Annotated in this window: 16 protein-coding genes and 4 pseudogenes; 10 read left to right on the forward strand and 10 right to left on the reverse strand. The window is 45.4% G+C overall.

The genetic code is table 11. The features are described 5' to 3' along the window. Positions 1–163: 163 nt before the first annotated feature. The 3 genes from CS022_RS15710 to pabB form a co-directional block, all read right to left on the reverse strand. Entirely contained in the window at positions 164–1,435 is a 1,272-nt protein-coding gene (locus CS022_RS15710; RefSeq protein WP_129123090.1) for a serine/threonine transporter, read from the reverse strand. Positions 1,436–1,621: 186 nt separating this feature from the next. After that, positions 1,622–2,296, reverse strand: a complete 675-nt coding sequence (locus CS022_RS15715) for a CoA pyrophosphatase (protein WP_235869553.1) — start codon at positions 2,294–2,296, stop codon at positions 1,622–1,624. A 58-nt stretch (positions 2,297–2,354) separates the two neighbouring features. After that, positions 2,355–3,728 (reverse strand): aminodeoxychorismate synthase component 1, encoded by a 1,374-nt coding sequence (gene pabB / locus CS022_RS15720; RefSeq protein WP_129123091.1) that lies wholly within the window; start codon positions 3,726–3,728, stop codon positions 2,355–2,357. Positions 3,729–4,044: 316 nt separating this feature from the next. Between pabB and CS022_RS15725 the strand changes: the two genes are divergently transcribed. Then, on the forward strand, positions 4,045–5,559 hold the full coding sequence (locus CS022_RS15725) for a fumarate hydratase (RefSeq protein ID WP_129123092.1): 1,515 nt from the start codon (positions 4,045–4,047) through the stop codon (positions 5,557–5,559). Positions 5,560–5,614: 55 nt separating this feature from the next. Here CS022_RS15725 and CS022_RS15730 read toward each other — a convergent pair whose 3' ends face one another. Then, positions 5,615–6,208 carry a redoxin family protein gene (locus CS022_RS15730; RefSeq protein WP_129123093.1) on the reverse strand — a complete coding sequence of 198 codons (594 nt, stop codon included), beginning with the start codon at positions 6,206–6,208 and terminating at the stop codon, positions 5,615–5,617. A 263-nt stretch (positions 6,209–6,471) separates the two neighbouring features. On the opposite strand from CS022_RS15730, the gene CS022_RS15735 reads away from it, so the two are divergent. Beyond that, on the forward strand, positions 6,472–7,047 hold the full coding sequence (locus CS022_RS15735; RefSeq protein ID WP_129123094.1) for a MarR family winged helix-turn-helix transcriptional regulator: 576 nt from the start codon (positions 6,472–6,474) through the stop codon (positions 7,045–7,047). Positions 7,048–7,143: 96 nt separating this feature from the next. Here the strand turns inward: CS022_RS15735 and CS022_RS15740 are convergent, their stop codons facing one another. Then, complete coding sequence (locus CS022_RS15740) at positions 7,144–7,599, reverse strand: hotdog fold domain-containing protein (RefSeq protein ID WP_129123095.1); 456 nt, start codon at positions 7,597–7,599, stop codon at positions 7,144–7,146. Between the two features lie 161 nt (positions 7,600–7,760). Further along, positions 7,761–9,764 (reverse strand): methyl-accepting chemotaxis protein, encoded by a 2,004-nt coding sequence (locus CS022_RS15745; protein WP_129123096.1) that lies wholly within the window; start codon positions 9,762–9,764, stop codon positions 7,761–7,763. A 362-nt stretch (positions 9,765–10,126) separates the two neighbouring features. Here CS022_RS15745 and hinT point away from each other — a divergent pair, with 362 nt between their 5' ends. The 8 genes and pseudogenes from hinT (at position 10,127) to CS022_RS15780 (ending at position 16,313) form a co-directional block, all read left to right on the forward strand. Continuing rightward, the gene (gene hinT, locus CS022_RS15750) at positions 10,127–10,474 is read left to right on the forward strand and encodes a purine nucleoside phosphoramidase (RefSeq protein ID WP_129123097.1); all 348 of its coding nucleotides are present in this window, start codon (positions 10,127–10,129) and stop codon (positions 10,472–10,474) included. 153 nt (positions 10,475–10,627) lie between these two features. Then, positions 10,628–11,404 (forward strand): hypothetical protein, encoded by a 777-nt coding sequence (locus CS022_RS26530; RefSeq protein ID WP_235869555.1) that lies wholly within the window; start codon positions 10,628–10,630, stop codon positions 11,402–11,404. Positions 11,405–11,406: 2 nt separating this feature from the next. Beyond that, positions 11,407–11,901 carry a hypothetical protein gene (locus CS022_RS26535; RefSeq protein ID WP_235869556.1) on the forward strand — a complete coding sequence of 165 codons (495 nt, stop codon included), beginning with the start codon at positions 11,407–11,409 and terminating at the stop codon, positions 11,899–11,901. Next, the gene (locus CS022_RS15760) at positions 11,901–12,194 is read left to right on the forward strand and encodes a DUF1425 domain-containing protein (RefSeq protein WP_235869557.1); all 294 of its coding nucleotides are present in this window, start codon (positions 11,901–11,903) and stop codon (positions 12,192–12,194) included. The genes CS022_RS26535 and CS022_RS15760 overlap by 1 nt, the downstream gene beginning before the upstream one ends. A 121-nt stretch (positions 12,195–12,315) precedes the next feature. Next, positions 12,316–12,905 (forward strand): annotated as a pseudogene (lpoB, locus tag CS022_RS15765) (penicillin-binding protein activator LpoB). Between the two features lie 16 nt (positions 12,906–12,921). Next, a complete protein-coding gene (locus CS022_RS15770) occupies positions 12,922–13,788 on the forward strand; it encodes a phosphotransferase (protein ID WP_161569652.1) in 867 nt (288 codons plus the stop codon). A 62-nt stretch (positions 13,789–13,850) separates the two neighbouring features. Next, the gene (locus CS022_RS15775) at positions 13,851–14,642 is read left to right on the forward strand and encodes a DUF6279 family lipoprotein (protein WP_145964519.1); all 792 of its coding nucleotides are present in this window, start codon (positions 13,851–13,853) and stop codon (positions 14,640–14,642) included. Between the two features lie 382 nt (positions 14,643–15,024). Continuing rightward, positions 15,025–16,313 (forward strand): annotated as a pseudogene (locus CS022_RS15780) (NAD(P)/FAD-dependent oxidoreductase). A 123-nt stretch (positions 16,314–16,436) separates the two neighbouring features. Here CS022_RS15780 and CS022_RS15785 read toward each other — a convergent pair. The 4 genes and pseudogenes from CS022_RS15785 to mfd all read right to left on the reverse strand — a co-directional run bounded on the left by CS022_RS15785 (position 16,437) and on the right by mfd (position 21,331). After that, positions 16,437–17,012, reverse strand: a complete 576-nt coding sequence (locus CS022_RS15785; protein ID WP_235869558.1) for a GNAT family N-acetyltransferase — start codon at positions 17,010–17,012, stop codon at positions 16,437–16,439. A 31-nt stretch (positions 17,013–17,043) separates the two neighbouring features. After that, positions 17,044–17,571 (reverse strand): annotated as a pseudogene (locus CS022_RS27360) (CsiV family protein); the annotation flags it as partial. A gap of 38 nt (positions 17,572–17,609) precedes the next feature. Further along, positions 17,610–17,843, reverse strand: a complete 234-nt coding sequence (locus CS022_RS27365; RefSeq protein WP_268967905.1) for a CsiV family protein — start codon at positions 17,841–17,843, stop codon at positions 17,610–17,612. Positions 17,844–17,869: 26 nt separating this feature from the next. Next, positions 17,870–21,331 (reverse strand): annotated as a pseudogene (gene mfd, locus CS022_RS15795) (transcription-repair coupling factor). Positions 21,332–21,341: the final 10 nt, after the last annotated feature.

A 21,341-nucleotide genomic window follows, 5' to 3' on the forward strand; every position in this document is an offset into this window, starting at 1 on the left:
ATACCTCAGTCGATGTCCGTGGAGACGCCACGTACATCAGGAATTTATTTTCTTTCTTTTTCCATCCATGGAGGTAATACGCGCTGGCTGAGTGAATCGCCAGACTAAAAAGAGCAAGGCATACAGCCTTGCTCCAATAGGGACGAGTATTCTACATGATTTCTTAGTTCACGAAACTGTAAACAATCGCTGAGATGGCAACAGTACCCATGATTGCCACAAACACATTGCTCAGGCGTCCAGCGTACTTTTGCATAGCGGGGACTTTCTCCACCGCGTACATCGGCATAATGAACAAGATGGTTGCAATGATCGGTCCACCAAGAGATTCGATGAGGCCGAGAATACTTGGGTTAATCGTCGCTACCGCCCAGATTGTCAGGATCATGAACACGACGGTGAACTTGTCGATCTTTTTCATATCGACAGACTTGTTGCGACCACGAAGCTGCTTAACAATCAGACCATTAAGGCCTTCACGCGCGCCAAGGTAGTGTCCGAAGAAAGAAGACACGATAGCAATGAAGGCAACCAAAGGACCAAGATACGAGATAAATGGGCTTTCGTGCTTGTTTGCTAAGTATGAAAGAATCGCGATGTTTTGTTCTTTTGCCAGTGCAAGATCAGCAGGTGTCAGGCTGAGGACGCATGAGAAAACAAACAGCATAACGAACCCCAGCAGCATGCCAGATGCACGTTTTAGAATTGCTGTCGCTTTTTCTTCTGCATGGTCGCCATAATCACGGTGCTGTGCCATCGAGAATGCCGAAATAGCCGGGCTGTGGTTAAACGCGAACACGAGTACTGGGATTGAAATCCAAAGTGTTGACAGGAAATCACCCGCTGACGGAATTTCTTGCAGTGCAGAGAGATTCCAGTCTGGGATCAGGTAAAGCGACATCGACAACAAAATACCAACCAGTGGGTAAACAAGAAACTGAGTCACTTTCAGCATCATCTGTTCACCCGCGATCATAATCGCCATCATCGATAGGATAAGAAGGATAGACAGTAAACCGCGAGGCAATGACTCCATGCCTAGCTGGTTGACCATAAACGAGTCCACGGTATTGGTGATACCAACGCCGTAAATTAATACGATGGGATAAATGGCAAAGAAGTAGAGCAGGGTAATCAGCTTACCTGCAGTCACGCCAAAATGCTCTTCAACGACTTCAGTAATATCGCTACCAGGCTTCTTAGAAGAAAGTACAAAACGGGCTAGGCCACGGTGTGCGAAAAATGTCATTGGGCCAACGAGTAAGGTCATTGCAACCAGTGGCCAAAAACCATTCATGCCAGCGTTGATAGGCAGGAATAAAATGCCCGCGCCGACTGCGGTACCAAAAAGAGAAAGCGTCCATGTTGTATCTTTAGCGGACCAAGTCATTTGGTCTGCTTGTTTTCTTGCTGCAGAAGTCGATATTTTTTGCATTAGCGTATTCTTATCGCGGCTATGCCGTGTCAGTTCGTTTGGGACGAGCTGCATTCTCACTATTTTTGAGAGTAAATCCACGGCAATATGCAAAAAATGAAAAAATATATCGAACTTAATACAATAAAAGTGATCAAAGTCAATTAACGAAGTTTGACATTCAAAAAATATTGTCTTCGTTACAATTTATTTGAATCCAAGCTGGGCAATAAACGCACGCAGTATCTGCGCGGTGACTCCCCAGATCAGGTGACCTTCAAAGTGAATTGCGTCGATGTTGTAGGATTTTCCATTGAATCGGATCTGTTGGCTGTTCCAAGACGACTTGTCGAGTATCAGCCCCAGAGGAAGCTCAAAAAGACAATCCACCTCCTGTTCATTGATCGAGGCGATATAGCTGCTATCAACAAAAGATAAAATGGGCGTGACATGGTAACCCGTAATGGTTGGTAAGGCAGGGAGTGAACCCAGCATATCGTCCCTTGAGGTTGTAACGCCAATTTCTTCTTCCATTTCACGCACTGCGGTAGAGAAGGCGTCGATATCCTCTGGGTCAACCTTTCCTCCAGGGAAGCTGATTTGGCCGGGATGATGTTTAAGGTGGCTTGCACGGCGAGTGAGGATCAGAAACAACTCGTCATCTCTTTCAACAATAGGAACCATAACTGCAGCGGGGACAAAAGCTTTAATGCCTCTCATTTTTGTAGCTGCTTTGGCTCGGTCGATGAGATTAGGATCGTAGTGAGGGAACGGGCTGAGGCAGAATTTCTGCGTCAGCCATGATTTTGAATACTTTTCAAAAGGCAATACGACGTCGCCTTTTTGGTTAGCGCCTAAACTGGTCGGCGAGGTTACATCCATATGCGCCTCTCTAAATTTGTTATTTTTTGTTTTTAGATTGGCACCTCAGTCGCTCTGTCTAACCAGAGAGAACGGGAAGAATTCGGCTAACTTTATCCAGCGTCTCTTGGTATTCTTCTTTTGCTTTACTGTCAGCGACCACTCCACCGCCAGCCCAAGCATAGATGTGTTGGTTTTGGCATACCAGCGTTCTTATCGTTATGCTGGTGTCCATTCTTCCACACCGACTGTAGTAACCAATACTTCCACAATACACGCTACGGCGATGAGGCTCCAGTTCTTCGATGATTTCCATGGCACGTACCTTAGGTGCACCAGTAATTGAACCGCCGGGGAAGCAGGCCCTCAATAAATCGAGCCCGTGCTTATCGTCAGCGAGTTTTCCCGTCACTGTACTAACAAGGTGATGAACAGCGGGAAAGCTCTCAATGTAAAATAAATCAGGTACTGAGACACTTCCCGGCGCGGCAACCCTACCGATGTCATTCCGCAATAGATCGACAATCATCAGGTTTTCGGCACGGTCTTTCTCAGCGTTTTGTAAGCACGTTGCAGCAGACTTATCGGCCTCTGGATCTTTATGACGAGGCCGTGTTCCCTTGATAGGTTTGGTCTCGATGATTCCATCGTCAAGTGCCAGAAAACGTTCTGGAGACACGGACAAAACAGCAGTACCATCAGTCAAACGAAGGAAACCGGAAAAAGGCGCGCCGTTGCTATTGGCTAATTTTTGGTAAGCAACCCATTCATCACCCTCATAAGGAGCATCGAATCGTTGGGCTAGGTTGATTTGATAGCAGTCTCCTGAGCGAAGATAACGTTGAACCTGCTCAAATTTCTCCGTATAGCTGCTCAGAGTCATGTTCGCTTGCCACTCGCGCTTCAATACAAATTGACCGCTATAACTCGGAGACTGGCTGTCCAGCCATTTCAACCTATCTTGAGCAGTTGGTTGTATAATAACGAGCTGTTCTTCCTGATGATCTGCAATCAATGCCCAGTCATAAATGCCAACAGCCATGTCGGGCAAAGTAATATCACGCTCTGCAATTTCGGGTAGTGACTCCACCTGTCGACCCAAATCGTAACCGAAATATCCCAGAGCTCCGCCCAAGAATGGCCAAGGTGAAACGGCACTGATGTTTGGAAGCAGAGTCGACTGCACATCATTGAGCACTGAAAAGGGGTCGTCACTGTTGGTCTCTGTTTGACCATCCGCGTATGCAATAAGATTTTGGCCGTCAGTATGGGTGATGGTTGCGAGCGGGTCAGCCACTAAAATATCAAATCTATTTTCAGGGTGATTGTCTGCGGCCGAGTGCAGGAGCATTGACCATGGAAGGTGTGCAATGTTGCTGAAGAATCGGGTGACGGCGTCTTTCGAATAATCAAGATGCTGAATGGTGATTGCTGAGGCGTTTATTCCAGTCATTTTCTTTTTTTGTGATCACTATTGATGCGCTGGTTGGCGCTGTGTGAGGCGTGAGAGTATCATAACGGCGGTTTTTAATCAGGCAATAGAGCACATTGATGTGTATTAAGTGACACCATTGTGAAGCTTTACTGATTTAATTCACTCACAGCCCACACTGTGAAGGGGTATTAAAAGAACACTTATGGTCTTTCAGACCCATACTCAATTAGAAGACACATAATGTGAGTGGTTGAACGTCTCTCAACGAGAAACCATCGCGAAAAAGACTGGAAGCTGCCCTCAGGGCAGGAACATAACAATTAAAGAGGCATTTATGACTGTCATTCGTAAGGACGATGTCATCGACAGTGTAGCTGATGCATTGCAGTACATCTCTTATTACCACCCTCTCGACTTTGTACAAGCGTTAGAGAAGGCCTACAACAAAGAGCAAAGTCAGGCAGCGAAAGATGCTATCGCTCAGATTCTCATTAACTCCCGCATGTCGGCAGAAGGCAAGCGACCGATTTGTCAGGATACAGGTATTGTTACTTGTTTCGTCAAAATTGGCATGAACGTTCAGTGGGACAGTGATCTTACCGTTCAGGAAATGATCGATGAGGGTGTTCGCCGCGCATACAACAACCCCGACAACCCGCTAAGAGCATCAATTGTCTCAGACCCTGCGGGCAAAAGAAAAAATACACGCGATAACACGCCGTCTGTGGTTCACATTGATATGGTGCCCGGTGACAAGGTTGAGATTCAGGTCGCGGCGAAAGGTGGCGGCTCTGAAAATAAAACGAAAATGATTATGCTGAACCCATCAGATGATGTTGCTGCATGGGTTGAGAAAACGCTACCTACAATGGGTGCAGGCTGGTGTCCGCCAGGAATGTTAGGTATCGGAATTGGTGGTACCGCCGAAAAAGCAGCCGTGTTGGCGAAAGAATCACTGATGGAACATATCGACATTCAGGAGCTTATTGAGCGTGGTCCTGAAAATGCCGAGGAAGAGTTGCGTCTTGATATCTTCAATCGCGTTAACCGTCTGGGTATTGGCGCGCAGGGCCTTGGTGGATTGACCACTGTGGTGGATGTAAAAATAAAAACAGCACCTACACATGCGGCGTCGAAGCCAGTTTGTATGATCCCTAACTGTGCGGCTACTCGTCATGTGCACTTCACACTTGATGGTACTGGCCCAGCAGATTTGCAAGCACCTAAGCTGGAAGACTGGCCAGAAGTGACATGGGAAGTCGGCGACAATGTTCGACGCGTTAACCTCGACAACGTGAGTCGTGAAGATGTATTGGAGTGGAAAACGGGTGAGACAGTGTTACTGTCGGGCAAGATCCTTACTGGCCGCGATGCTGCGCACAAACGTTTACAAGAAATGCTCAAAAATGGTGAAGGTTTACCAGACGGCGTAGACTTCAATAATCGCTTTATCTACTACGTAGGTCCTGTTGACGCCGTAGGCAATGAAGTTGTAGGACCAGCAGGACCAACCACATCTACTCGTATGGATAAGTTCACCGATATGATGTTGGGTGAAACGGGTCTGTTGGGCATGATTGGTAAAGCTGAGCGCGGTGATGCTGCTATTCAGTCAATCAAAGAGCATAAAGCGGTTTACTTGATGGCTGTTGGTGGTGCCGCTTATCTCGTTGCGAAAGCGATCAAGAAATCCCGCGTTGTGGCGTTTGAAGACTTGGGGATGGAAGCGATTTACGAATTTGAAGTTGAAGACATGCCGGTTACTGTGGCTGTTGACTCGACAGGGGCAAATGCTCATCAAATTGGTCCAGATACGTGGAAAGTGAAAATCGCTGAGATGGACACATAATTCAGTTTTAAAGCACAAATGAAAAGCCAGCTATGCTGGCTTTTTTTGTCCTCAATCACCGTTTTATTTCGCATTGTTCATCATTGCATATAACTTCTCTGAGATTTTCATCCTTGAGAGTTGTTTCATTTTGCGTCGGGCTAGGTGATTCGTTTGCGATCGCAGTTTCATCTGATTGCTCTGCCACAAGGTGTCCAATCAAGCTACCTAAAGGTAAATCGTCAACAATCCCAAGGTGTTGAAACCTGACAAAACCTTCCTTATCGATGATGACTAAACTAGGTGTTCCCTGAAGACGGTATGCGAGCATCGTTTCAGGAATGGGGCCTACATTTGAGGCCTGATCGATCGCTATTGGGAACGTTAGCCTATATTCGTAGGCAAATGTTTTTAGTGCATCGGCAGTCATCACGTCGTGATGTTCAAACACTGTGTGTATTCCGATGACTTGTACGTCTGCTTCCGAGCAGAACTGCTGAACCTTTTTGATCTGTGGTAAACCGTGTGACACGCATGCAGGACAGAGCATCTGAAATGCATAAATGACAACCACTTTTCCTCGTAATGCACCGATAGAAAGGGGGGCATCGGTATTAATCCATTCACTCGTAACAAGTTCTGTTGCTTTGCTTAACTTAGGGATATCCATAGCTCATACCTCCGACGAACATTAAGTATCGATTCGATACTTAATAGTTAAGTAAGGATTTATAAGTAGGTCAATAAGGTTTTTAATCGACACAAAATTGTTAAATTGTGTTCTAGTATTAGACATAACTATTATGTTGAGAAAATGATGCATAGTTAAATTGCATATGTTCACGACGCAAAATGAGTAAATTGGCAGTGATGTAAATTCAAAATCAATTAAAATCATCAATAGTCAAAAAAGTACTACGGCAATAGAGATTTATGACCGATAAAGTATTGAAGCTCCAGCAGACACTGGAAAGGTTGAGCAATTTATTGAGAGCAGAAAGGCGTTCATTTCAAACCAAATGGGGTTTATTACCTGTGCAGTTTGAGGTACTGAACTATCTTGCCTCTTGTAACCGTTTTTCTGGCACGTTAATGGCGGTGTGTGATTACCTTGGTCAAACAAAAGGCTCGGTTTCGCAGACGATCAAGTTGCTAGAAAAAAGAGGATTAGTATTAAAACAACCTGATGAGACAGATAAGCGTATCAGTCGACTTACCCTTTCAGAAGAGGGTGCTCAGATCATCAGTGAATATAATTCTTCAGTCATGTTACTGGGGCTTGATGAAGAAACAACGGATAAAACGCAATCAGCCGTTGACGCTTTACTGGTTCATTTAGAGAAAAATATAAAGGTGAAACCGTTTGGATTTTGTGAAAACTGCCAATACAACTGTGTTATTTCAGACAATGAGTATTACTGTAAATTGGTGAAAACACCGCTAACGCCAGAAGATGTTGTCAAAGTCTGTGTTGAATACGAATCAAAATCGCAACAGAGAGAAGGGTAATAGTTTTATTGTTTTCAAAGGGCACACAAAGGTGCCCTTTTTTGATGACTGCTAATTGAAAAATGATTCGTCATTGTTTTCATACTGATGACTTTATTAGTCATGTCGAACGTTAAAGGTAATAACGGCATTAAATACGACATTATTGTCGGTATCCGTAACGTCGACATTTACCAACTTCTCGCCAGCAGTGCTCCAATCAACGCTCTCTGCGTTAGCAACAGCAGTCAGGTCTGTCTTTGCTTTTTTCAGGTATTTCACGGTCATCCCTGTTGGGATCCACCGCGCTTTATCAGGTACTGATACGTCAGTCACCATTCCGCCAACCAACTCAGCCATATTACACATTGCAATCGCGTGTACTGTCTTAAGATGGTTAGTGACAGCGCGACGTTTCTTGATCGTAATGACAGCTCTGCCTGGTTTGAGTTCTAAAAAACGTGGCTTGATACTTTTGAAATAGGGCGCCATAAAACAAACTCCCCAATCAAATAGCCAGCGGCCCAGGGGTGACCGAGAAAGGCGATTGTATATTTTCAGATTCTTACGCATTGAAATTCCTTTTCATAATCTGGTCAGACCAGATTATGTCATTATAAGAAAGAACTCAACAAAGCAAGTTAAAATGGGATTAAAGGAATAACAGCGTAAGAGAAAATCAAATAAAAAAAAGCCGACATTACATGTCGGCTTTTTCTTCAGTAGCTGTCGCGTTACACAGTGAATTTATGGACGAGTTCACTCTGGTTATTTGCTTGTTGGTCAAGCATATCACTGGTGTCAGATACGGTCTGCATTGCCTCAAAGCTGATGTTTGAGATCTCGCTGATATGCTCAATATTTCTTGCAATCTCTTCTGAGGTTGTCGCTTGTTCATTGGCTGCGAGGACTATCTGACTACTCATATCACTGATGTTCAGAATAATTGCTTCAATTTCTTCCATTGCTGAATTTGCATCAGATGCTTGGTTTACACTGTTGTTCATTTCATCAACGCATTCCTGCATGACGACAACCGCTTGTTGAGACTCAGTCTGAAGCTGATTAATCATGCTTTCAATTTCAGATGTAGCGTCAGATGTGCGTTTCGCCAACACTCGTACTTCATCTGCAACGACTGCAAAGCCTCGACCTTGTTCTCCTGCACGAGCAGCTTCAATTGCAGCATTCAGTGCCAGAAGGTTCGTTTGGTCTGCGATGTTGCTGATGACGTCCAAAATTGAACCAATGTTGGCAGACATTTCTTTTAGTGATGACACAACATTTACTGAGTCATCTAAACGTTCAGAGAGTTGATGTGTGGTCGTGATATTTTTCGTCATAACCAAGCGACCTTTGGTGGCTGCATCACTCACTTCTTTTACTTTTTCTTTTGTTTGGTTTGCGCTGTTAGCCACATCTTTTACCGAGTGGTCCATTTGCGTCATTGCCGCTGCTACAGCCGTTGTTTGCTGTCTTTGTTCATTAAGCTGATATTTAGCGGTCTGAGTTGTCGTTTGGTTTTGCGCGGCAACCTCTGTTTGTGACTCTGCGGTATCACGAATCTGAGTCAAGATATCGCGAAGGTGCGATGTGAGGCTGTTAATGTAATCGCCTAGCTCACCAAACTCATTGCGCTCCTTCACCGTCACGCGTTGAGTCATATCACCTTTGGTAAGCGCATCCAGTGTTTTAAGTAACTGGTTAAGAGGAAGACGAACGCTTCTCGATATGTTCCAACCAATCAAAATAGACATAATCAGTACGACAGAGCCAATTAACAATGTGTTCTTTACACCATTAGTGAAGGCTTTATCGGCTGACGCAATCGAGTTTGTCATCACCGTGTTTGCTGATGTTCTGAAGTCATCAAGCAGAATCATCGCGCTATCGACATCTCGAGCGAGATTGGTGATGTTTTGGTTAAGTCGCTGTGATGACAACAAATAAGATTGGTGTTGTTGAAGAACACCGCCGTCTTTACTGACATCAATAATAAATTTGTCGACGTCAGCTTGGAATGTCTTCTTCAACTCGGGTAGTTGTGAGCTGAGGCTGCGAAAAGAAGAGCTAAGCTGCTTAGTGCTTCTGAAATTCTTTTTCATCGCCTTGGCAATAAATTCAAGATCATCACTTGCAAGTGCGTCAGACGTCTGTGCTTCGGTTTCAGCGAGCTTTTTGAAATAAGTACGGGAGATAATTTTGAGCGTCGTACTACCTTTTTCAGCAATCAACTCTTTCATACCAATAGTCAGGGCAGATTGTTGACGCTGAAAGTCTCGGCGTGCTTTTGCAACTTTTCTCTCTGTTTCACGCTGAACGTTGACGTTCTCAATGGCAAGCTGAACTTCAGCGAAGTAGCGCTCTTTTATTTCATTGAGTTGCGTAAACCTTTCATCGAGTTCAGGGATGACGCTGGCTGATTGTTGGAGTTTTTCCGACGCCTTTTCAAAATTCACCTGAGCAGCCTGAAAATTCTCCAGAACCTGATTGGCACGATCGCTATCGTTGCTAGTGAGGTAATCTTTGAAAATTTTATCTGCGGACAGCAAGCTCACGCTTGTCTGGTTTGAGTAAGAGACAAGCGGAACGGCTTCTGATGCCACGGTATTCAGTTGGGTATGTATTTCTTCTGAACCTAGTAAGTTGATACTGTTTGTAGCAATCAGGCTGCCAGCTAACACGGCAAAACCAAGATACATCCTGGTGATTACTGACCCTTTTTTCGGTGATTTCATATCCCTTCCTCCGTCAGCATCATACTGCCAGTACAGTTACTTCGATGCTAACCAGTTGTGCACACGACGTGTTAGTAAATGTTTTTATTTGGATTTGGCCGAAATCTGTAAATGTAAGCGTCTTTATAGTAATTATCGTTGTGACAGCATCTAATGATGTCTCGGTCACTTCTGCGTATCGGCCATTATTTCAGAATGTTAATCATCTTTAGCAATCTGGATTGGTACAATTTGAACTGCGCTGCAAAATAAGTTTTTTGCTATGCATTTATATCTATAAAAAAACGACGTTCGATATTGTTATATCGCAATCAGTAACGCATAATTACTATCTATATCTTAAATGCTTAGCGGAGCTGGCTTTGGCACAGGAAACGGTTTTCAGCAAAATCATCCGAAAAGAGATACCGTCGGACATTGTTTATCAAGATGAGTTGGTGACGGCATTCAAAGACATCAACCCACGCGCACCATCTCATATTTTGATCATTCCTAATAAAGTCATCCCAACGGTTAACGATATTGAGGTTGAAGACGAAGCTGCAATGGGCCGTATGTTTAGCGTCGCCCGTAAACTTGCTAAAGACGAAGGGCTAGCTGACGATGGCTACCGTCTTGTTATCAATTGTAATTCTCACGGAGGCCAGGAAATCTATCACGTGCATATGCACCTAGTAGGAGGCCGTCCTCTAGGTCCGATGTTGCTATAGCGTATTGGGTAAGGTAATTAAAATGATACGACGCCGAACTTCAAGACGAGTTGTGACTGCAGCATGTATTACTTTGCTTGCGGGCTGTGCGAACATGTCAGTAAGCAACTTCTTTAGCCATTATTCCCAGATTATGTCGCCCACGAGACATCTGTGAAGCAGGGGGATTTTCAAACTGCGCTTGATAACTTGCCAGAAACTCCGTCTGGAAATGTGCTGGATGGCTTTGAGCGCGGGAGACTTCAATTACTGGCAGGGCAGTATGTCGAAAGCCAGGCCAGTCTTGAAAAAGCAGATAAGCAAGTTGTTGAAAAATCCCGCCAGGCTGTGCTGCGTTTATCATCCGGTGCTGATCAGGTTGGGTCGTTATTGGTGAATGACAGTGTCATTGATTACACGCCCTCAGATTATGAACTGGGTTTTCTTCATCTTTATCGTGCACTCAATTTTATGGCGACAAATGACCTGACAGGCGCATTGGTTGAAGCCAGACGAGCTAACAAAGTTCAGGAAAATGCTCGAAAGCTCAGAGAAGCTGCTTTAGAAGAAGCGGAAAGTGAAGCACGTAATGATGGTATTAGCGATGATAACCTCGGCTCTGTGCTTTCTCGCTATCCCAGTGCGGGTAAAAAACTTGCTGCTGTGCAGAATGGCTACCTGTTTTACTTATCGGCTTTGCTGTATGAGGCTGAAGGAAACCTAAATGATGCGTATATCGATTACACAAGAGCGCTGGCAGTGGCACCAAATAACGCCTTTATCGCGGATGCTGCGATGCGTGTGGCGAGAAAGCAAAGCCGAAAAAGTGATTTAAAACGTTTGGAAAAAAAGTTTGGCTCGTTTCAGCGTCCGGCTAAAACAGAAGGCAGATCGTCATTTTCAGTGAGCAAGGCGTTGTTCAGAGTGCGAAAGACTGGCGCTTACCGGTGAATATGGTCGATTCGAACGGTAACTATGTCACGTACACGCTGTCGTTACCTTATTTCGAAGACATGTACAGCCCCAGTCAACAAACGCTGATGTTAGATGGCACGACAATTACGCCAACGCTTTTGGCTGATGTCACCTTGATGGCAAAGTCAGCATTGGGAGAAAACATTACTGAGATGGCAATAAGGCAGTTACTGCGTGTTGTTGCCAAAGACAAACTCAGAAAAGAGCTTGCCAGAAATGATACTTCTGGCGTCACTAATCTGTTGGCGAATGTATACAATACGGTCACAGAGCAAGCTGACACGAGAAGTTGGCAGACGTTGCCAGACACGGTAGGTATTTACAGTAAATATTTGTCGGAAGGGAAACATAACGTGGATATTGGTGGTCATACTATCAATGTCCCTGTAAAAGCGGGTCGAACCAGTGTGGTGTGGCTTTCACGACAGGGCCAGAGTGTTGCTTACTGGCAGGGGATATTAGGAGAACTTTAATGCGATATTTGGCTGCCGCTCTGTCAGCGGCACTGCTCATGGGTTGTGCAACGACAGACGGTCGAGGCATTAGCATCGACAGCAGTAATCAAAATGTTGTATTGGCGAATTCAAGCTTGGGGCAAGATTTGGAGTTTGGAAATGCTCGTACGAACATGGTCAATGACAGATTGAATGCGCAGGTGAAAGTCACCAACAAAACAGGGAGCGATCAGGCTATTCAGTATAAGTTTGATTGGTATGATGCGCAGGGGCTTGAGGTGGATAGCGGTAAATCCCCATGCGACAATTGATCATCTATGCCGGAGATACCAAGGTAATTTCGGGTATGGCTTTGCATCCAGCTGCGCGAGACTTCCGTGTGTCTGTGAGAAATCTGGACTAAGAATTCAACAATACAAATAGGATAATCACATGAAAAAAAGCGTCATTGCATTAATGGGCGTTGCCCTCCTTATGGGAGGTTGTTCAAACAAAATCAGCTATGGCGATGCGCAGTCTGTTGAGACAAAGACCATTGATTTTGGCTCAACTGACCTTCAGAAAATCGCGGTAGAGATGACCGACAGCATGCTTTCGTCAGGCTCTGTAGGTGTTATTACTGCTGGAAAACGTCCGATTGTTTTTGTTGAATCAATCAAAACAAAACAGCAGAACATATCGACACTGAATCAATTACCGACAGTATCAGCACACGCCTTTTGAACTCGGGTAAGTTCCGTTTCGTTGATATGACACGCGTAGAGGATGTCCGTAAGCAATTGGATTTCCAGAACAACGATGAACTCGTCAACCCAAATACAGCTGTCCAGTTCGGTAAAATGGTTGGTGCGCAATACATGTTGTATGGCAACCTCTCCAGCATCAATAAAACGGCGGGTCGAGAGCAGGACGTGTACTACAAAATGACCATGCGTTTGATGGATCTTGAAACTGGCTTGATCGAATGGGCCGACGAAACAGAGATCCGCAAACAATCTAGCCGATCAGTGCTGGGTTGGTAACATATAAGCGATTAATGTGACGAATGGCAATACGTTGTCGCATGATGAGGCCGCAGTGGTTGAGCTACTGCGGCCTTATTTGTCTATTCGCGACGTTCAACCTTTAGCGGGCGGACTGACTAATCGCTGCTTGAAACTGACCGATGAGCATGGCAAGCATTATGTCTGGCGTCCACAAAGTAGAGCCAGCGATCTCTTCAATATTGATCGCAACAGAGAGTATGAGTGCTTAACTATTGCCTCGAAGCACAAGTTAACGTCTAAGCCTTTAATTAACCATGAACAAGGGCTGTTGGTTGAATGGATTGAAGGCAGCCAACCCACCCAACTGGATGTGGAGAGACTATTAAAGCTGCTCCATCGACTGCATCAACTGCCGCTTCCTCGCCAGCAATTCCATCCAGCCAAACAAGGGCGAGATTACTTTTCAAATTTATCACCCGAGAGTGAGCGTTTTTCGCGTCTAAAATGCGTGCATGACCAGTGTCAGCAGATTAACTGCATGGGTACAGGACAACGTGTTTTCTGCCATTTCGATTTCGGTTTATACAATCTAATCGAGACTCCTGAAAATGGCCTGCAGATCATTGATTTTGAATACGCTGCTGCAGGTGATCCCTTATTAGATATTGTCTTTTTCTGTCGCGCAAATGAGCTAGACGTGATGAGGGTGATGAATGACTACTGCGAACTCAACAATCAAAGAGAACACGAAAAATGGGCGGGGCTAGTGCCCAACTACGAGCTGTTGTCAGATTATTTATCGTTACTTTGGTTTGAACTTGGCTATCAACTTTATGGTCTACCTATTTATGAGGATAATGCCAAAATGATTCTTACTGAATTAGAGGGACGACTATGCATGGGCAAAGCAGCTTATTAAGTGTCGTTAGAGCGACCCCAAAAACAATCCATATTTTCTTCTTATTGTTTTTGGTCATGTTCGTGACGGGATGTAAGTATCGTATGGTATACAATACGTTACCTTACTGGTCTAAATATCTGCTTGCCGATTATGTCCCTATGACGGGCGCACAGGAGGCAAGATTTTCCCGAGACTTTCAGGCCTTTCATGACTGGCACAGAAAGAACGAGCTCCCCAATATCCTCGCGTTACTATCAGATTTGCGACAAAATAGTACCGAGCCTCTCAATTACAATGCGGTCGCGCGCTACAACGACAGGATAAATGAAAGGATACTGGCAACACTGAAAGGATTAACACCCACACTGTCGCACCTTTTTTCAACACTTTCTGATGAACAAGTGGCTTATCTGATGAAAAAAGTGAAAGAAGATGTGGCTGAGTCACGAGAGCGCCGTGCTGGAAGAAGTGAATCAGAAGCGATTAACCATTGGTCATCAAAGATGGAGAAGCAAGCGAAATTCTGGCTGAATGACATTGACGACAGACAGCAAAGATTGTTTCGGGAAATTGCAGGATATTATCTTGAAATGTTACCGCTTTTCGAAGGAGTGACGGACTCTCGTCTGTCTGGTTTGGAATCGTTATTGGCGACAAGAAAAGAGCCCGGATTGCAGGTTAGACTAAACCGTTATTTTGATGAGCTAGTGTTGTTGAAATTTGAGGATAAGAAAGCATTACAGCTTTATTTTGTTCGGCGCAACGAAGTGTTACTGAGGATGGATAAACATTTGAGTCTTCAACAACGCCAAACATTTCGCGAACACCTTGCATCGCTATCAAGCGACATCAATAAACTGATCAATGACTAACACTTTCAGTCATTCATGTTTCCTTTCTACGAACATGTATCTTTACATAACATGTATAGGTACATGCACACCTATGAAAAATTAGCGCGAATATTAAAAGTAATAATTTTTAACGCACTGAAATAATTGGGGATTTATTGGTTTTTATCATTAATTCAACTTTTTGATGATAGAAATTGATCCAGCTCAAAACGGACGTATAATGGTAACGACTTAGAAAGTTTATTACGTAAATTAGCTACTATATCGTCGAAATAAAATTCGAATACGTTGTGGGCAGAGCAGGATGTATTGCCTGAAAACCTTGTTTATACAGTTTCATTTGCTTGGGTTTTGAAAGCCGGAGCGAGTACAAAATTTTTAGAAGTTACGAGGTGTATTCGTGGAAAAAATAATCGTAGTCGGCGGTGGTGCTGGTGGATTGGAGTTAGCAACAAAACTCGGTCGAACATACGGCAGAAAAAAACGTGCAAAAATAACCCTGGTTGATCGTAAGGCGAGTCACTTGTGGAAGCCTTTGCTTCATGAAGTTGCTACAGGTGCGATGGACGAAGGAATCGATGCAATCAGCTATCGTGCTCATGCAAAAAATCACTCTTTCGAATTTCACATGGGTAGCCTCTGTGGTATCGACCGAGAACGAAAGGCCATCAAACTGTCAGAAATCAAAGATGATGAGGGAGAGCTGCTCGTCCCCGAACGCGAACTTGAATATGACATTCTCGTTCTGGCGATTGGTTCGACATCGAATGATTTCAACACTCAGGGTGTCCGTGATAACTGTATCTTTCTTGATAGCCCAGAGCAGGCGCACCTATCCGTAAGGAAATGAACAACCAGTTTCTCAAGCTACATGCCCGTTCTGGTGAAGGTGCTGTCGATATTGCCATTGTTGGCGGTGGCGCAACAGGCGTAGAACTATCTGCCGAACTTCATAATGCTGCACGAGAACTCAACATTTATGGTTACTCCGAGTTAGACAGCTCGAAACTGAATGTCACTCTCGTCGAGGCGGGTCCTCGTATCTTGCCTGCCTTGCCACCCCGTATCTCATCATCAGCGCAAAGTGAATTGATGGGGCTGGGTGTGAACGTCAAGACAGCAACAATGGTTGTGAAGGCCGATGAAACAGGTCTGACTACCAAAGACGGCGATAAGATTCCTGCACAAATAATGGTGTGGGCCGCGGGAATTAAAGCACCAGATTTCCTAAAAGACTTCGGTGGTTTGGAAACTAACCGCATTAATCAGCTAGTTGTTAAAAATACTCTACAAACAACGCGTGATGACAGTATCTTTGTTATTGGTGATTGTGCCGCATGTGAGCAGCCAGATGGTAAGTTAGTTCCGCCGCGTGCGCAGGCAGCACACCAAATGGCGAGTCGTTGTTTCAAAAATATTGTTGCTCAAGTCGCTAGTTTGGAGATGAAGCCTTATATCTACAAAGACCATGGTTCACTGGTATCACTCAGTCAATTCTCAACGGTGGGGAGTTTGATGGGCAACCTAACCAAAGGCAGTATGATGGTGGAAGGTCGCTTGGCTCGTGTCGTCTACATTGGATTGTATCGAGTTCACCAAATAGCAATTCACGGTATTTTCAAAACAGGTTTGATGATGTTTGTTGATCGTATTAACCGTGTGTTAAGGCCGTCGTTAAAGCTTCACTGATTTGGTGTCTTGTACGAAAAAAGCTGCTTTTAAGCAGCTTTTTTCGTTAGACAGCCCTGGATTTAATTAGAAATTAGGTTGAATCCCCTCTAAATTTCCATAGCCAGGCAAAAAGTGCGCTATTTACCTGCTCGGGACTTCAATATCTGAGGGGATCAAACTGTAGACCAATCCTTCCTGTGGATCTGAGTTATAGATAATGCGATTACGTGCTCGGCATTCAAAATGAGCACCAAGTCTTTCAGCAACCTTTATACTGGCTTTATTTCTCGGAGACATTACTAGCTCTAATCGGGTAAGCAGCAAGTGGCTGAAGGCAATGTTGATTGCAATCTCAGCGGCCTCAACAGCAAAACCACAACCTTGGAACTCAGAACGTATCCAATATCCGAGGTTAGCCTGATTAGCGGATTGGTCAATTTGGGAAAGGTATATTGCACCGACGATGTGCTCTGTGGCTTTGTCCAATACAAGAAATTCAAAGCACGAGCCAGTCAACCAATTCTGACGACTTCGGCTGATCCATGCATCAGCTTCTAAATCATCGAACCCTTCGTGGCACCAATCGAGCCAAATACCGATGGTATCGGCTGACGATGAAATTGCTTGTTTAAACTCAGCAAGGTCTGTTTTTTTCAATGCCCGAAGCACAAGTCGATCTGTGACGAATTCAAGGTCTGCCTGCATTGCCATTCTCATTAAAAAGCCCCTGAAGAGGGGCTTGATTTGATTAACTATTTACACGCCTTACCTGAATAATAAGCCCCATAAGAGGGTGGTCAAGGTAATGTATCTCTCCGCTTCTCATTCTGCGTTTCTGAACAAAAGAGAATGAACGAAGGAATTTCTCAACTGAATAGGTTCTCTCTAGCTCTGTTGGCCCTTGCTGAGTGACATTATTCTCTGTTTCTCCAACTATTAAACCAGCGGCAGTAGTATTGCTGTCTGACTGTGAGATTGCCACTTCATTGATTGCTGTAAGTTGTTTACGCTCCCCCGGTTCTCTGAGTCTCAGGTCGGTTTCGATAAACAGGTAATGCTGAACATAAACGCGGATAATGCCGTCGAGAGCGAAGAGAGGTCCACCTGCCTGTTGACTAACTTCACCGTTAGACGCTGTCTGGAAAGAGACAGAGCCGACAGGTGTACCGTCCGCATTGTATTCCGTGTCATAGTTTTTGCCGGCTGACACTCGGATCGGCGGCATTTTGTTTCGGTTACCATCGCCCTGACGCCAGGCAAAGTGAGCCAACGGAGTAAAACCTGCATGATTTGCAAGCTTCTTATAAACGCCGTTTAATTGCCAAGAGCTTCTGGCAGAACCTGAAGGTCATTTATCAGCATCGACGCACTGTTCGACGCGGATACCGAACCTGCGAAGTCGACTGCGGGCGTTTGCTCAGGCCAACTTTCTTTAACAACTTCTGGGCTAAGGTTGCGTTTGAACACGATGACTTCCACATCGAACTGACGCTCTGCTGCTGCTGACCAGCTCAATAAGCACAATAAAATCCCAAAATATTTTTTCAAACTTTTACTCCGTTTGACCATGCCTGTCAGGCGGCCGAAAGGTTTTCTGAGAACTGGGTAAGAAGCGTAGTAATGAAACCTACACGTTCACGTCTGTCAGTCAATGACTCAATAATTTTTAACCGGGTTGGTCCATCAAAACGATAACGACTTGGATTTGATTGTAACAGACCGACCAAAAAGCCGGGATCGATTTGACTTGTTTGGTTAAACTCGATCACACCGCCTTTGTCATGCGCATCGATTTTCTTGACTCCAAGACGTGCCGCATCGATTTTGATTTGTTGAATCTGCAAGAGATTAGTCGCTGCGTCAGGAAGCAAACCAAATCTATCGATCAGTTCTACCTTCACTTCGTTCACATCTCTGACGACTTGGTTCCTGCGATACGCTTATAGAGCGATAGTCGCGTATTCACATCTGGGACATATGCTTCAGGCAGAAGCGCAGGTAGGCGCATTTCTACTTCCGTTTGTTGATTGAGCATATCGTCAAGGCTCGGTTCGCGGCCCTCTTTCAATGCTTCAACCGCTTGCTCGAGCATTTCCATGTAAAGAGTAAAGCCGATAGACTGAATCTGCCCGCTTTGCTCATCACCCAGCAGTTCACCTGCACCTCGAATTTCCAGATCGTGTGTCGCGAGCGTGAACCCTGCGCCCAAGTCTTCTAGCGAAGATATTGCATCGAGGCGCTTGATGGCGTCTTTGGTCATTCGCTTTGGATGCGGTGTGAGTAGATAGCGTATGCCTGATGGTGCGAACGACCGACGCGACCACGAAGTTGGTGAAGCTGCGCGAGTCCCAAGTGGTCTGCACGATCCATGATGATAGTATTGGCGGTCGGTACATCGATACCTGTTTCGATGATCGTGGTACAGACGAGAACATTAAATCGCTGGTGATAGAAATCAGTCATGATGCGTTCGAGTTCTCGTTCACGCATTTGGCCATGCGCAATCGTTACACGCGCTTCCGGAACAAGCTCCGCGATTTCATCCGCGGTCTTTTCAATGGAGTCGATATCATTGTGCAGGAAATACACCTGACCACCGCGAAGTGTCTCACGAAGTATCGCCTCGCGGATCAGTGTCTTATCTCGCTCACGCACAAACGTTTTTATTGCCAGACGACGTTGGGGCGGGGTCGCGATAATCGATAGATCTCGCATTCCACTCATTGCCATATTCAGCGTACGCGGTATGGGTGTCGCAGTGAGAGTCAGGATATCAACGTCGGCACGCATCGCTTTGACTTTTTCTTTTTGTCTCACGCCAAAGCGGTGCTCCTCGTCAACAATGAGCAAACCGAGGTCTTCAAACTTCACGTCGTTTTGCAAGAGCTTGTGGGTGCCAATGATGATGTCTACTTTGCCTTCTCGGCAGTCTGCGAGTATTTGCTTTTGCTCTTTCGCTGATTTGAAGCGAGATAGCACCTCAACACGAACCGCCTGATTCGCGAATCGGTCACAGAAATTTTCATGATGTTGCTGAGCAAGCAGTGTCGTTGGTACAAGAACGGCAACCTGCTTGTTATTTGAGACAGCGAGAAAAGCGGCGCGCATGGCGACTTCAGTTTTACCGAAGCCACATCACCACAAACCAGTCTGTCCATTGCGATAGGCTGACACATGTCAGATAGTACTGCGTTGATTGCCAACGATTGATCGTGAGTTTCTTCAAAAGGGAAACCAGCGATGAAATCTTGATAGGCCTCTCTGTCATGCTTGAACGCAAAACCCGGCTTGGTTGCCCGTTTTGCGTAGACATCCAGCAATTCGGCCGCTACATCGCGAACTTTCTCGGCTGCTTTCTTTCGAGCTTTTTCCCAGCTATCACTGCCTAGACGGCTAAGTGGCGCCGTTTCTTCAGCACCACCGGAATAGCGGCTAATTAAGTGAAGTGATGAGACAGGTACATAGAGTTTAGAACTCTGCTGGTATTCAAGCGTGACATACTCGGTCGCGATACCGCCTGCCTCTAATGTTTGTAGGCCAAGATAACGTCCCACGCCATGCTCTAAATGAACGACAGGTTGTCCCTCAGTTAGCTCAGCAAGGTTACGAATCAAGGTGTCACTATTAACGGCTGGCTTTTTTTTGTCTCGGCGTCGCTGTTGGACAACGCGTTGCCCAAGTAAATCACTTTCACAAATCAAAGCAAAGTCAGGCTCCGACGCCTGAAAACCGGCATCGCAATGACCAATAACCAACGCAAAACGTCCCGGAGCGTCAAGCGCTTCAGACAAGTTGACCGACACCATCGGACGTATTTTAATGCGTGCCAGCAGATCCAGCATCGCTTCACGTCGGCCTTCTGTTTCCACCGAGAAAATTACTTTGCCGGTGAACGTTTCGGTATACTGACGGAGAGCAACGAGTGGTTCTTTGAGCTGCTGGTTAACGGTCAGCTCAGGCAGCTCGCTCAGAGGCAAATTCTGTCTGCCCGCTTTTTCATCTGTAATTGATATGTCGAGTTTTACACGCGGAAATGCTTTGAAACGTCCAAACATCTCATCCACGCCCTGCCATAATTCCTCAGGTGCTAGAAGAGGCCTCAGAGGATCGACACGTCTTTGATCGTAGCGGCTGTCAGCATCGGCCAGAAACTGCTTAGCGGCGGATTCTAAATCACCAGCAGTGAGTAGCAGGGTGCTCTCAGGCAAATAGTCGAAAAGGGTTTCCATTTGTTCGAAGAACAGTGGCTGCCAGTACTCAATCCCTGCAGGCCAAATTTTCTTGCTGACTTGCTGATAGATTGATTCCGGCTCACGACGTGCGTCGAAGCGTTCGCGCCAACGTGTCCGGAAGTACTCTACCGCGTCTTCGTTAGTCGGAAATTCATGGGCAGGAAGCAATCGAAGCGCGTCAAGATCGCCTGTCGAGCGCTGTGTCTCGGGGTCGAAACCTCTAATGGTGTCGACTTCATCATCAAAAAAATCAATCCGGTAAGGTTCGTTTGAACCCATAGGAAACAAATCGAGAATTGAGCCCCGACTGGCGTACTCACCATGCTCCATAACCTGGTCAACGTGGCGATATCCTGAAAGCTCGAGTTGGCCGCGGAGCTTTTCAAGAGACAGTAAGTCTCCGGTATTTACCATCAACGCATGTTGCATCAAAAATGAATGCGGCATGACACGTTGCAATAACGTGGTCACGGGCACAATCAATATCCCGGAAGACTGATTCGCCATTTGGTAAAGCCGAGCAAGACGATCAGAGATAATATCTTGGTGCGGCGAAAAGTTATCGTAGGGCAGTGTCTCCCAGTCAGGAAAAACCTCACAGGTTTGCTCAGCAAACTGCTGAACTTCAGGCTGAAGCTTCAGTGCTGTCTGAGTATCAGGCACGATAACAAGTGTCATGCGTTGTTGTTGACAGGAAATTGTGGCAATACTCAGCGCCATTGAGGAGCCCAAGTGGTTTCCTACCACACGTGTGTCGCCCGCCTTGATTGGAGAAGGCAGAGAAAATAAATTTGTTTGTGTCATGGGACTGTAT

Origin of the sequence: Veronia nyctiphanis (genome assembly GCF_004116385.1) — a bacterium.
Lineage (GTDB): Bacteria > Pseudomonadota > Gammaproteobacteria > Enterobacterales > Vibrionaceae > Veronia > Veronia nyctiphanis.

Bases quoted from the DNA above. Each gene is read 5' to 3' on its own strand.
- pabB (WP_129123091.1), bottom strand. From the start codon at position 3,728: ATGACTGGAATAAACGCCTCAGCAATCACCATTCAGCATCTTGATTAT.
- CS022_RS15760 (WP_235869557.1), top strand. From the start codon at position 11,901: ATGCGATATTTGGCTGCCGCTCTGTCAGCGGCACTGCTCATGGGTTGT.
- CS022_RS15710 (WP_129123090.1), bottom strand. From the start codon at position 1,435: ATGCAAAAAATATCGACTTCTGCAGCAAGAAAACAAGCAGACCAAATG.
- CS022_RS26535 (WP_235869556.1), top strand. From the start codon at position 11,407: ATGGTCGATTCGAACGGTAACTATGTCACGTACACGCTGTCGTTACCT.
- CS022_RS15745 (WP_129123096.1), bottom strand. From the start codon at position 9,764: ATGAAATCACCGAAAAAAGGGTCAGTAATCACCAGGATGTATCTTGGT.
- CS022_RS15735 (WP_129123094.1), top strand. From the start codon at position 6,472: ATGACCGATAAAGTATTGAAGCTCCAGCAGACACTGGAAAGGTTGAGC.
- CS022_RS15725 (WP_129123092.1), top strand. From the start codon at position 4,045: ATGACTGTCATTCGTAAGGACGATGTCATCGACAGTGTAGCTGATGCA.
- CS022_RS15715 (WP_235869553.1), bottom strand. From the start codon at position 2,296: ATGGATGTAACCTCGCCGACCAGTTTAGGCGCTAACCAAAAAGGCGAC.
- CS022_RS15730 (WP_129123093.1), bottom strand. From the start codon at position 6,208: ATGGATATCCCTAAGTTAAGCAAAGCAACAGAACTTGTTACGAGTGAA.
- CS022_RS15785 (WP_235869558.1), bottom strand. From the start codon at position 17,012: ATGAGAATGGCAATGCAGGCAGACCTTGAATTCGTCACAGATCGACTT.
- CS022_RS15740 (WP_129123095.1), bottom strand. From the start codon at position 7,599: ATGCGTAAGAATCTGAAAATATACAATCGCCTTTCTCGGTCACCCCTG.